Annotated in this window: 13 protein-coding genes; 10 read left to right on the plus strand and 3 right to left on the minus strand. The window is 42.8% G+C overall.

Translation table 11 applies throughout. The features are described from left to right. The first annotated feature begins 567 nt into the window (after window positions 1-567). Genes yfiR through yfiB form a run of 3 tightly spaced genes read left to right on the plus strand, consistent with a single transcriptional unit; the run spans window position 568 to window position 2798 of the window. A complete protein-coding gene (gene yfiR, locus ACINWC323_RS12810) occupies window positions 568-1080 on the plus strand; it encodes a regulatory sequestration protein YfiR (protein WP_476760505.1) in 513 nt (170 codons plus the stop codon). 6 nt (window positions 1081-1086) lie between these two features. Then, complete coding sequence (gene dgcN, locus ACINWC323_RS12805; protein ID WP_005227290.1) at window positions 1087-2310, plus strand: diguanylate cyclase DgcN/YfiN; 1224 nt, start codon at window positions 1087-1089, stop codon at window positions 2308-2310. Window positions 2311-2318: 8 nt separating this feature from the next. Further along, entirely contained in the window at window positions 2319-2798 is a 480-nt protein-coding gene (gene yfiB / locus ACINWC323_RS12800) for an outer membrane lipoprotein YfiB (protein ID WP_005227291.1), read from the plus strand. Window positions 2799-2846: 48 nt separating this feature from the next. Here yfiB and ACINWC323_RS12795 read toward each other — a convergent pair whose 3' ends face one another. Then, the gene (locus ACINWC323_RS12795; protein WP_009510584.1) at window positions 2847-3857 is read right to left on the minus strand and encodes a metallophosphoesterase; all 1011 of its coding nucleotides are present in this window, start codon (window positions 3855-3857) and stop codon (window positions 2847-2849) included. 169 nt (window positions 3858-4026) lie between these two features. Between ACINWC323_RS12795 and ACINWC323_RS12790 the strand changes: the two genes are divergently transcribed. Continuing rightward, a complete protein-coding gene (locus ACINWC323_RS12790) occupies window positions 4027-5589 on the plus strand; it encodes a phospholipase D family protein (protein WP_227555710.1) in 1563 nt (520 codons plus the stop codon). On the opposite strand, the gene ACINWC323_RS12785 is transcribed toward ACINWC323_RS12790, so the two are convergent. Beyond that, on the minus strand, window positions 5582-6412 hold the full coding sequence (locus tag ACINWC323_RS12785) for a lysophospholipid acyltransferase family protein (RefSeq protein ID WP_009510622.1): 831 nt from the start codon (window positions 6410-6412) through the stop codon (window positions 5582-5584). The genes ACINWC323_RS12790 and ACINWC323_RS12785 overlap by 8 nt on opposite strands. Before the next feature lie 190 nt (window positions 6413-6602). Between ACINWC323_RS12785 and ACINWC323_RS20245 the strand changes: the two genes are divergently transcribed. The 6 genes from ACINWC323_RS20245 to ACINWC323_RS12760 all read left to right on the plus strand — a co-directional run bounded on the left by ACINWC323_RS20245 (window position 6603) and on the right by ACINWC323_RS12760 (window position 10429). Continuing rightward, entirely contained in the window at window positions 6603-6743 is a 141-nt protein-coding gene (locus ACINWC323_RS20245) for a hypothetical protein (protein WP_009510551.1), read from the plus strand. A 74-nt stretch (window positions 6744-6817) separates the two neighbouring features. Next, window positions 6818-8161 (plus strand): ribosome rescue GTPase HflX, encoded by a 1344-nt coding sequence (gene hflX, locus ACINWC323_RS12780; protein ID WP_009510567.1) that lies wholly within the window; start codon window positions 6818-6820, stop codon window positions 8159-8161. Window positions 8162-8204: 43 nt separating this feature from the next. Continuing rightward, window positions 8205-8567 (plus strand): hypothetical protein, encoded by a 363-nt coding sequence (locus ACINWC323_RS12775; protein WP_009510623.1) that lies wholly within the window; start codon window positions 8205-8207, stop codon window positions 8565-8567. An 11-nt stretch (window positions 8568-8578) separates the two neighbouring features. Beyond that, window positions 8579-9247 (plus strand): LrgB family protein, encoded by a 669-nt coding sequence (locus tag ACINWC323_RS12770; protein WP_032868720.1) that lies wholly within the window; start codon window positions 8579-8581, stop codon window positions 9245-9247. 87 nt (window positions 9248-9334) lie between these two features. Beyond that, window positions 9335-9778 (plus strand): DUF2147 domain-containing protein, encoded by a 444-nt coding sequence (locus tag ACINWC323_RS12765; RefSeq protein WP_005227299.1) that lies wholly within the window; start codon window positions 9335-9337, stop codon window positions 9776-9778. Window positions 9779-9985: 207 nt separating this feature from the next. Further along, complete coding sequence (locus ACINWC323_RS12760) at window positions 9986-10429, plus strand: DUF2147 domain-containing protein (protein WP_009510559.1); 444 nt, start codon at window positions 9986-9988, stop codon at window positions 10427-10429. A 244-nt stretch (window positions 10430-10673) separates the two neighbouring features. Here ACINWC323_RS12760 and ACINWC323_RS12755 read toward each other — a convergent pair whose 3' ends face one another. Then, window positions 10674-12857: a carboxy terminal-processing peptidase gene (locus tag ACINWC323_RS12755; protein ID WP_032868718.1), complete on the minus strand. Its 2184-nt coding sequence runs from the start codon at window positions 12855-12857 to the stop codon at window positions 10674-10676. Window positions 12858-12932: the final 75 nt, after the last annotated feature.

Below are 12932 nucleotides of genomic sequence, written 5' to 3' on the forward strand. Positions count from 1 at the left end.
CGCCAGCGTTCAATCTGAGCCATGATCAAACTCTTCAGTTTAAAATCATTAGTAGCTTATGGCTACAAATCTTGGCTCATCAATTACTGACTTAATATTTGCTCAAATAAACTTCGAGAAATTTAAACCAATTAATCAATGAAATATTTTCGATCGATCAACCAGTAAAAATCCACACAAGTTGTTCTTCTATTCTCTTAATGATCTTCTCGATGATTCGTCATCATCAAGCTAGGTCGGCTATATTACTCTCAATTTCTTAAAAGTCAACAGGTAATTTAGATATTTAGCAAACTTATCAACCAACTCAAGAATCTAACCATTTTAGCCAAATCCTTGTTTCTCAACAAGTTTTTATCTGCATCACCGCCGATGGATGTGCATTCTACAGTATTTCAGATCGGATGCAACACCCTTTTTTAAATTTATTTAATTTATTTGATCGAATGCATACTTTTTGAACTGAATAGTTACTTTTATTGCCTTTTCCGAGTAATTAAGAACTTTTTTTAAACAATTAAGTCCAGTAGAATATGTCTCTTGCTTCACACTTTTTGGCACTTCTGATTGAAAATACGGTTTTTAAATATCAAAGCTCGATCTATCTTGCTTGCAGCTTCGGTAGCTGTGAGCCCGCTTTGCTATGCCATTTCGACGCATAACTTCTATGAGCTGGCATTATCAATATTAAGTTATAGTAAATGGTCGAATACCACCCGCCCTTCTATCTGTGTCATTGACAATACAGAGGCAGCCAGCCAGTTTCAGTCAAATATCCGTCAGCTTGCTTACGATTATCAAGTGCAGGCTGTGAGTGCCAGAGATTTTGCTAAAACAGAATGTCATGTGGCTTATTTCACCACGACCTCGCCACAACAACAGCAAAACCTGATTCAGGCTTACCCATCTCGCTCATTACTTTCTTTAAGCACCAATAATCCGGCGTGTGAAGTCGGCAGTATTTTCTGCTTATATAATAAGAAAACCTATTCGACCTTTAAGGTGAATCTGGAAGCATTGAGTTATTCCAAAGTTCATATCGATCCAAGAGTCTTGCTCTTGGCGAAGAATGCGGAGTAAGTGCAGATGATTTCCAATTTATATCAGTCAACTTCCTTACATGCATTATTCCGTAAATCCCAGTTTGCGATTTTTGCGATTACCTTTGTGATTTGTTCTTTTACCTTTGCCACAATTTCCATGTTTACCATGGAAACTTATGCCAAACAGAACTTGCAGCTTTTGAGCCAGACCGTGCTTGAACGGATCCAGCCAGCCGTAGTGTTTCGGGATAAAGGCGCGATTGACCAGATTCTGGATGATTATACGCGTGAACATGCCATTCGAACGATTCATGTGTATGATCCTCAACATCAGCTTCTTGCCGAAAGTACCAAAAAAATAGCCCATACTTCCATGATGCAGGATCTGATGGATCGCTGGTTTTTACATGATCCCGTGAAGTTAATGATTGTGCACCACAAGAAAAAAGTAGGGGAACTGGTGTTATATGGAAGTTCAGAAAATATTTTACATTTTCTGAAAACCATTATTATTGGTCTGGCAATTTCAATGTTCTTTATTGTGATTGCCTTATTATGGTCAGTGAATATTACCTATCGCCAAATCATGCAGTCGATTAAGCCGCTGACCCATATCGCCCAGCTGGTCAGTGACCAGAAAGCCTATAATCTGCGCTTTCCAAACAACCATATTAAAGAGTTCCAGAATTTAAATGCGGTATTTAATGAACTGCTAGAAGAAATTCAGATTTGGCATACGCATCTGCAAAAAGAAAATCGCCAACTTTCATTTCAGGCTCATCACGATCAACTGACCAGCCTGCCAAACCGACATTATTTCTATCAAGAGCTGTTTAATATTTTTGAGAATCCGCAATATCGTCACAATTCCGCTTTACTCTTTATTGATAATAATAATTTCAAGATGATTAATGATCAGTATGGGCATCTGGCTGGTGATGCGGTGCTAAAAGAAATGGGCGACCGTCTAAAACTTTCTGTCCGTCATGAGGATTTTATTGCCCGTTTGGGTGGGGATGAGTTTGCTATTATCCTGCATTCTATCCATCATGCGGATCATTTACAGACCATTGCTGAAGGTCTACTGGCCAGTTGCAAGGAGCCTTTAGATTTCAATGGCGAAATTATTCATTTTGGTTTTAGCTTAGGAATTGCCTTTTCTCAGTTTGCAGAGAATCCCGAAGATTTGATTATGCAAGCGGATCAAGCCATGTATAAAGCTAAAAGTTTAAATCCACATTGGTTTCTTTATAAACCAGAAATTTAGGACATGTTATGCGCGCACACACCATTAAAATTTCATTTATTGCGTTACTCTGCCTAACATTGGCTGGATGTTTGAGTTTTGGCCCGTTGAAATATCGTCAGGTCAAGATGTTAAAAAAAGAGGGGTTCGTATTAACGGATGAAGGCTGGAGTCTCGGCTTACCAGAACGTTTGCTATTTGATTTTAATAAGGTCGATATCAAGCCAGAACATCAGCAAGAGATTGTACGTCTAGCCACACAGCTGAATAAATATGATCTGCAAAAATTAAAAATTGTCGGCCATACCGATAATATCGGCAATCCTGAATATAACCAGAAACTTTCAGAAGAACGTGCTCAAAGCGTTTCTTCCATTTTCATCGAACAGGGTTTTAAACCCAATAATTTAACGGTACTCGGCCGTGGCTCGAATCAACCGTTTGTACCGAATACTTCGGATGAAAACCGTGCCAGCAACCGCCGCGTGAATGTGATTATTATTCCTTAACACATTGCCATCACAAAAAAGCCGACTCAATTCAGTCGGCTTTTTTATTTAAATCAATTCGATAATATCCACTGTTGGCGGTACTCTAAAGCGAAACGGTACACCCACCATACCGGTTCCTACTGTCACAAATACATCCGCATGTTCATGCGTGTAAAAACCTTTTTTATGTCCCAGAATCGACACCCGCTTCATAATATAGTTGGTAATCCAAGGCAGTTCGATCTGCCCGCCATGGGTATGGCCCGATAACATCAGGGGACGCGTCGGTAATTCAGGCACCATATCCACGGTATCCGGATTATGCGACAAAATCAGCCAAGGCTTGTCTTGCGGCAACTCAGGCATAAAGCGCATATTCGCCTTACCCGCCCACAAATCACCAATCCCGATAAGACGGAATTCATCAAAATCGACAATCTTGCCTTCAATATCCATCACATTATTCTGTTCTAGCGCTTTACTCAACAGGGCCTGAATGGGTGGGCCAGGATATTGTTCGTCATGATTACCAGGCACAGAATAGACCGGCGCCTGAATTTGTTTGAGCACTTCCAGCTCTTGCACCAAACGGTTTTCCGGCTCATAGGTCCAGTCCCCTGCCACCACCACCAGATCAGGTCGTTCCTGATTCAGCTTCTTCACAATGATTTTTAGCTGGCGTTCGTGTCCAGAAAAGAGACCGACATGCATATCGGCCACCAATGCGACCTTGACCGGACGAGTAAACTCACGCTTTGGATTGAGACGGTATTGATGACGTTTAATATGAATCTGATGCGGTTCAATGAAGCGTGCATAAATCAGCACACTGCTTAACAAGAAGATAAATCCCGCCTGATGCAGGCTGTAATATCCCACCCAGCCGGCATACAGACTAAAGCACCACAGCGGGACCAATAAATACGAAAGATAAAACGCAAGCAAATGTACAAAGGCTTTAAAAGGATGAATGGTTTCTGTACGTGCCTGATGGACCCAGGCCTGAATCAATGCCCACAATGCCAGAACAGCAAAAATAAGATAAAAACCAACAATAACAGTATCTGAATCCGACATTACAGCCCTCATTAACTTCACTTTAGGGACATACGTCTCATCTTATATTTATCTTTTTCGATGAAATGGTATACTCGAGCCCAACTTTTAATCAGTAACGATTATGACGCAATTTTCTCATTTAAATGGCAAACATACAAAGATAAGTACAACCGCTTACAATAAAAATATGCTTGCGATTTATTGCGCCATTGCGTTGACTGTGACGGGGTGTAGTACGCTCCCCAAGCATAAGCTGGAACCAGTCATTCAAACTGTCGCCCAGATCGATACCACCCAAACTTCTTTGGCTCAGGTGATCCGTCCTTTACAAGAACAACATCCCGACCTGACTGGCTATCACGTGTTATATGAACCGCTAGAAGCACTGGCAACGCGTCTTCGTTTGATTGATAAAGCCGAAAAAACACTGGATTTACAATACTATATCTGGGATAACGACAAAGTTGGGGCTTTAGCACTACACGCTTTAATTCGTGCCGCTGATCGTGGGGTAAAAGTCAGATTACTGATTGATGATAATAATGCCAAACATACGGAAGGTATTTTTCTGGCGCTGGCCCAGCATCCCAATATAGAAATTAAATTATTTAACCCGTACCGGTTCCGTAAATACCGTGCACTGGATATGGTACTCGACCTGAAACGCATTAACCGCCGGATGCATAACAAGAGTTTTATTGCCGATCATCAGGTGGCCTTGATTGGCGGTCGCAACATGACCAACCAGTATTATAATGTCAGTGATAATTACCAGTTTTCCGATGTGGACGTGATGCTGTTCGGTACAGCCGTCAATGATATTTCCAAATCGTTTGATGATTACTGGAATCACGAATATGCCTACGATGTCAGGGAAATTGTCAATCCAAAATCGCATCGACTGAGCTATGAAAGTTTAAAGCAGCAACTGGATGAGCACTATAAACGGATTACGGTACAGAATTATGTCGACCTGACCAGCCGTTCTCAAGCCATTGATTCACTCATGAATCGGGATATTTCTCTGGAATGGGTCAAGGCCGAGGTGGTGAAGGACTCCCCTGATAAAATTAAATCCAAAGCCAAAAAAGAAGAGCACTTGAATTTCCAGCTGATCAATCATCTGGAACAGCCTGAAAAAAATATTGATCTGATCTCGGCTTATTTTGTTCCGGAAAAGAAAGGCGCAAAAATTTTAAGTGAACTGGCGCAAGATGGAGTCAAGGTCAGAGTACTCACCAACTCCTTTAAAGCCAATGACGTGGCGGTGGTTCATGCCTTTTATGGGAAATATCGCCAGGAACTGCTGGAAAATGGGGTGCAGCTGTATGAGTTCCTCCCCGCATTGGATAAAAATGATTTAGATAAACATACCGAAGAGTTAGCGAAAAAAGCCAAGGTCAATCTTAAGGGACTGAGTCGTTCCAGCCTGCATGCCAAATTGATGGCGCTGGATGAGAAACAGGTATTTATTGGTTCCTTTAATTTTGACCCCCGTTCTGCCTATTTAAATACTGAAATCGGGGTATTGCTGAATAGCCCACCCTTAGCACAAGCCGTGCATGCCACCATGGATCAGAACCTGAAAACCTATGCCTATCGGTTAGTATTGGATGCCAATAAGAAAATTACCTGGCAGAGAGAAACACCTAGAGGTCCGTTGATTTATACCAAAGAACCCAAGATGAAATGGTGGCAAAAAGCAGGCGTAAAAATCATTTCATGGTTGCCAATCGAAGGCTTTATGTAGACTCGGCTGTTTCTGGCAAGACCGTCAACACCTTCTGCTGTAATTTGGCCAGACCGGCGCGCATCTGACGATCCACTTCTTTGGTCAGGCTATCTACAGTATGCCCTTCGACTGAAATCGCAGGTAAAGTCATCAGATGTGCGGTAACTTTCGGCATTTCCAAGACACGTTGCACATGTTCTGCAAAGGTCATTTCACCAATAAACGGCGCCACCAGATCAAGTTCTCCGTTCTGGTTGACATAGCAAATCACACAGACCTGTACCGGACGTTGTGCCTCAATGGCCGCACCCAATAAACGTCCATGCACCTTTTTGACTTTACGTCCATCTGTTGTGGTCGCTTCCGGGAAGAACAGAACCGGAATATCCTGTTTTAAGAATTCTGTAATCTGTTCACGAATACGGATCGAATCACCTGATCCACGTTTGATAAATAAAGTTCCACCGCCTTTTGCCAGTTTTCCCAGAATCGGCCATCTTTCAACTTCAGCTTTGGCCAAGAAGAAAATTCGTGCTCCCGATCCCAGTACCGCAACGTCCAGCCATGAAATATGATTGCTGACCCAAAGCGCAGGTTCACGCGGAATGGTCCCGTGGACTTCGACTTCGATATTGAACACTTCGCATAAACGGCGACAGAAGTACTGTACATATCGGGTATTTACTGGATTATTGGGATCTTTATATAGACCATGACGGTAAATCAGATAAAAGCCTTCACCTATTGTTTCCAGGCCTGAGGCTAATTTTTTACTATACAAACTCAATTTAGAGATTAAATTTAATGGGGTTTTATTTACCGCTGTTACTTCTTGAGTCATAAATCATTAAAACCGTACGCATAGATGCACATGTGCATTGAATTCATCCAGTTATATCATGCCGATATCGACTTATAGAAGTTATCTGCATCATAAAAAACGAATGCGAGCATAATTTTTTTCAATTTTAAAAGGTTTATCTGATCAATTACTATAAATAAATCGAATTTATTGATTAAAAGGTGATGTGATGAATCCGCAAAGCACAACATCAGCAAACCAAACCACAGTTCCCTATGGCTATGCACTGAGAATGTTTCTCGGCTGGTCAATTCTATATATGGGCACACTGGTCGGTTTCATTGAGCTTTTACGTCGTAATGTCATATAAATCGTGTAAGGCTTTGCCCTTTGCTTGAAGTTTATTCTAGAATAAGACTTTAAAAATAAGGATTACATAGTCGCGTGGAAAATTTTGAGCAGCGTCAAAGCGGTGAACGGGCAATTTTAGTCAGTGTGTCTGTTCAGCTCCTCGATGATCTTGATGCTGAAGAGTTTCGATTGCTTGCTCAATCCGCTGGCGCTGAAATCCTTGAACATCTTGTGGTACAACGCAATAAACCTGACCCGAAATTTTTTATTGGTTCAGGTAAAGTCGATGAAATCGCCGAACTGGTACAAAGTCTCGAAGCTGAGCTGGTTATTTTTGACCATTCCCTGTCACCCGCCCAGGAACGTAACCTGGAACGAATCTTGAAATGTCGTGTGATTGACCGCACGGGGTTAATTCTGGACATTTTCGCCTTACGCGCGCGGACCCATGAAGGTAAATTACAGGTCGAACTGGCCCAGCTCAAACATTTATCCACTCGCCTGATTCGTGGCTTTACCGGTAATCTGGAACAGCAAAAAGGCGGAATCGGCCTGCGTGGACCCGGTGAATCACAACTTGAAACCGACCGTCGTTTAATTCGGGTGCGGATTACCCAGCTCAAGGATAAACTGGTCAAAGTACAACAAACCCGCCTACAAGGTCGTGCTGCAAGACAAAAAGCCGCGATCCCGACCATTTCACTGGTGGGTTATACCAATGCGGGCAAATCAACCTTATTTAATCTGCTGGCAAAAAGTGATGTCTATGCCGCAGATCAACTGTTTGCGACCCTCGATCCAACCTTACGCCGTTTAGACTGGGATGGTATTGGCACGGTAGTACTGGCAGATACCGTCGGCTTTGTCAGAAATCTGCAGCATGATCTGGTTGAATCATTTAAAGCAACCTTGGAAGAAACCTTAGAGGCCACCTTACTGCTGCATGTGATTGATAGCAGCAGTCCGAATATGCCAGAGCAAATTGAAGCGGTTGAATCTGTTCTCAAAGAAATTGGTGCCGATGCACCCATCTTGCATGTTTACAATAAAATTGACCTGAGCGGTGATGCGCCCAAAATTATTTATAAATCAGCAGACCAGCCTGATCGGGTCTATGTTTCAGCGCATTCAGGACAAGGCTTGGAGTTGCTTGCGCAAGCGGTACAACAATGTCTGCTGGGCCAGTTACAAGATTTTGATTTAGTGTTAAAACCTGCTTATGGGAAATTACGTACCCAGTTATATACCCTGAATGTCATTCAGTCTGAACATTATGATGATCATGGCAATTTACACCTGTCGGTCCGTATTGCGCCACATAAGCTGGAACAACTCATTAAACAGGCTCATTTGCCATTAGACGAAATACTGGGAAAAAAAGCTTCCCTATTCCAGCGACCTTTGGAAGAATTTGAGATCGGCCCTCACTCATCCTAATTGCGATCAGCCATCGTTTAGATTAACGAGAGTAACAAATAAAATGAAGAATATTGATTGGACAGCTTGGTTTGGCACGATTTTATTAATTATTGGCTATCGTGAAGGAGCTGTCGCGATCACAACGGCTTTTGGTCATCCCGAACTGGGCAATCTGGTCGGACTGATTAGTCTGTTAATCACCTTATTGATCTGGAGACGCTTTAAAAAAATCTCCAATCGTCTGATTGATACCAACAATAAAATCTTGAAAGAAAGTGCGTTTGCCTTTTTACCCATCTGTGCCGGTTCGTTAATCATGCTGGTGCATATGGGCAAGGAAATTCCTGCCTTTCTATTTGTTTTAACATTCAGTACATTATTGCCATTATGGATCTATGCCAAAATGGCGAAGCGTTGGTTATAAGGAGCTGATTGATGTCTATGGTTATCTATGGCTTTATCATTACCTTGATCAGTTATCTTCTGGCCAAACCGCTGAATCAGAAATTTCCACAGATTCCCTTAATCGTTTTCGGCATGTTTATTGTCATCGCGTTCTTAGCCATTTTCGGGATTCCCTATCAGCAGTACATGGATCATGTGAATAATGTTTTTAATCACCTGCTCGGCTATGTCACGGTGGCTTTGGCGATTCCTCTGGCTGCGATGCGCTATGATGACTTACCGCTTAAATCCATGATCGGTATCTTGTGTTTCGCAAGTATCAGTGCAGTGGCTTTACCGATGGGACTAGCGTATTTGCTGCATATGTCCGAACCGACCATTCTGGCATTTGCTACCCGTGCTGTAACCACACCCATCGCACTGAATATTGCAACCCTGCTACATGCCCCTTTAATGATGGTAACCCTGATTGTGATTCTATCCGGTGTGATTGGGGCTGCATTCTCACCATTCATCTTAAAACATATCCATGATGAACGTGCTTCGGGCCTGGCCCTAGGTCTGGCAGCACATGCCATTGGTACTGCACAGGCATGGCAACGTGGACCTGTTGCGGGCCGATATGCTGCATTCGGTATGGCTGTGAATGGCGTATTTACCGCAATCTGGCTGCCGACTTTTATTTTATCTTTATCTTAAAATTTGCCACAAATATCAGTTAAAGGTTGAACTGGTTGTCAAAAATCCTTCATAATGAATGCTTGAATATTAAAAGGATTTTTAATAATGGGGAAAAAATTAATCGGGGCGTTATGCTTGACTGCAATCAGCAGTTTTACTTTTGCAGAAGATATTACGGGGCTCTGGCAAAGTATTGATGACAAAACCGGAGCACCGAAGGCACTGGTGGAAATTCGTAAAGAATCGAATGGTACCTATGCCGGAAAAGTTGTAAAAATAACACCACGTACTGGCTATACACCTAAAGAAACCTGTGTAGATTGCCCTGCACCCTACACCAACAAACCGATTGTCGGTCTGGATGTGGTCACCGGTTTAAAATACAGTGATGGTTCGAATTATACCCATGGCCGGATTCTCGATCCGAATACAGGTAAAATTTACAGTATGAAAGCCAAACTCAGTGCCAACGGTAAACGTCTGCATTTACGCGGTTATTTGGGTGTTTCTGCATTAGGCCGGAATCAGATCTGGATTCGGGCAGAGTAAATATTTGTAGGGAGCATCAAACGGCCCGACGTATATTTAAATAAATTTAAAAAGCCTCTTCATTCTTTAAAAATGGAGAGGCTTTTTTAATCAAAAAATTAAAAATTATTGAATTTTCAAATATTAATATACAAATGTAAAATAATGATTGAATCGCTTATTAGATATCCTACATAATAAAAATGAGTGTTAAACGGATTTTTAATAATGAGTAAAAGCTTAACCAGTATTTTATTTTTAACCATGATCAGCAGCTTTAGCTTTGCCCAAGACATCACCGGTCTCTGGCAAAGTATCGATGATAAAACAGGCGCACCTAAAGGGATCGTTGAAATTCGCCAAGAGGCCAATGGCACCTATACAGGTAAAGTTGTGAAAATTACCCCACGGACAGGTTATGTACCCAAGGAAATCTGTGTGGACTGCCCTGCACCTTATACCAATAAACCGATTATTGGACTGGATGTGGTGACAGGCTTGAAACATAGTGAAGGTCTTAACTATACCAGTGGACGTATTCTGGACCCGAATACAGGCAAGATTTACAGCATGAAAGCCAAATTAAGCGCCAATGGCAAACGTCTGCATTTACGGGGTTATCTGGGGATTTCTGCGCTGGGTCGTACTCAAATCTGGATACGCACTGAATAGCGCTTGTTGCTAAAACAGGTAGAAAAGATTACTCGGATCATGCAGCAGCACTGCTCTGGTCATTTAAGCCCAAAGCGTCTTTATACTGAACAATGGATAGGGATGCTTATTTAAAATTTAGAACCATCAAATTACGCCAGCATCTGATGATGCTGACATCTATAGGTCCAGATTAAAATCACTATTAAAACAGCAATAAAAAGCCCTGTATCAAACAGGGCTTTTTATTTAAAACCATATCAACTTAACGATTTTGCAGCTTGGCATAATCTAAAAGGACATTTGCCGCTTCTGTAATAAAGGTTTCTTCTTCAGGCAATGGCGGACGTAAATGTGCTTTCATCTTGGCCCGAGATTCAACCAAGGCGTCAATCGAAGCCTGATAACTTTCCCAGTTGGCATAAGGTGCCTGCCCTGTTGCCGCACGACGCTGGTTTTCAGCATTCAAGGTTTGTTTTTCCAGATCAATCAGTTCAGCACGGCGCTGGTTGATATCCAGTACCACTTTCTTCTGATCAGAGGTTTTCTTGGCAATCGCTTTGCGCGCTTCTAGATACTTGAACTGTGAATCTGCTGCAACACGTTGCTGAGATGTTTCCGTTAACTTGGCAATATACGGTTGAACTGAACCTTCCCGCTTAAATGGTGCGGTTGGAATGGTGTCCCACTTCAAGGCATTTTTGGCTTTACGCTCACCAAACTCCTCATTGTAGATATCCACCAGTTTGATATCTGGGATTACACCTTTATTTTGCGTACTTCCACCAGTAATACGGTAGAACTTACGCTGTGTCAGGGTTGCCTGACCATAAGCAAGAGAATCCAGTTGCACCTGAGCCGTACCTTTACCTGTAGTCGTGCTACCGATAATGATGCCACGCTCATAGTCCTGAATCGCAGCAGAATAGATTTCACTGGCAGAAGCCGATGCCAAGTTGACCAATACTGCCATCGGGCCTGCATAAAGCTGCTCGCCACCATCGGTATCTTCAAAGACATTGACATTACCATTGCCATCACGGATCTGAACCACTGGCCCTGACTTGATTACCTGACCCAGCATACGCGCAACTTCTTCCAAAGAACCACCCGGGTCATTACGCAAGTCCACCAGTACCCCTTCTACTTTCTGTGCTTTCAGTGATTCCAGCGCTTTAGCCGTATCTTCTGAGACTGAACGGTACTCGGTTCCCGCACGACGTGAGCGATAATCAAAGTAGAACGAAGGAATTTCAAGTACGCCAAATAGGTGTTTTTTACCATCACGAGTGATTTCAACCGTACGCGAACGAACACCGGCATCTTCTTCCTGAATAATGTCGCGCGTTAAGGTGACATTACGTGCCTGACTCATCGGTGCCCCTGCACCTAGTAGACGCACTACCACCTTGGTGCCACGTTTACCACGAATCAAGCCCACAATTTCCGAGCTCGGCCAGCCAATCACATCCACCATTTTATCGCCGTCTTGAGCGACACCAATGATGCGGTCGCCTGATTTCACCTGACCTGATTTACTTGCCGGACCGCCCTCAACGATGGTCTCGATCTTGGTGTAATCTTCATTGCCGCGTTCTGGACGGATCGAAACCCCAATGCCCTCAAGTTGCAAGGTGGTTTGACGATTCAATTCCATCGCATCAATGGGCGGATAATAGTTACTATGTGGATCATAGGTCGCCATCATCGCATTCAGGGTTTTGTCGAGGACATCGTCACTCTTGACCCGACCAATACGTTCTAACTGACGGGTATAGCGCTTGGTTAAAGTCTGAACCGGGGTTAAATCTTCCGGACCGGTCAAGTCCTGACCATTGGCAAGCGATGGATCTGCCTTTAATGCTTTCTGCTTGGCCTGTTCTTCTTCTTTGCTAATGGTCAAATTGATCAGCTGTGACACCAGCATTTTCTGCCAATGTGCCTGTTGTTCAGCAGCCGTCTGGAAATAAGGCGCTTTTTCACGATCGGTTTCCAGATAGACATCTTTCTGATTCAGGTTCTGCGGCTTCTTCAATTCGGCCAACATAAACTCATAGAATTGTTTCAAACGGTCACGATATTGCGCATGAATAGCAAAAGGCCCGGTTAAGTTACCGGCTTTTAATGAGCTACCAAAAGTGGAACCATACTTATTCTTATAGTCTGCAACTTCACCGCTTAAAAATAATGAATGATCTGGATCAAGACTGTCGAGATACATATCCAGAATACGGTTTGACGTGGTTGCATCTAAACGCATATTCAAATAATGCTGGCGATCAACCAAGGTTGCGAGCTGACGTGATACGAGCGCTTGTTCTTGTGTTGGCTTGATAACGGTCGAAACCACTGGTGTTTCTGTCGCCGCAAACGCCTCATTCATGGTGTGAGAGAAAAATAAACCACCAGTCGCAATTGCAACTGCACACGCTATCATTTGAAGTTTCATAAAATTTTGGTACTTCCTTGGATATGGCAATTATTACACGCTGATACTGTCAATATGAACACATTTCATTCGATA

The sequence above is a fragment of the Acinetobacter sp. WC-323 genome (assembly GCF_000314615.1).
GTDB classification, from domain to species: domain Bacteria; phylum Pseudomonadota; class Gammaproteobacteria; order Pseudomonadales; family Moraxellaceae; genus Acinetobacter; species Acinetobacter courvalinii.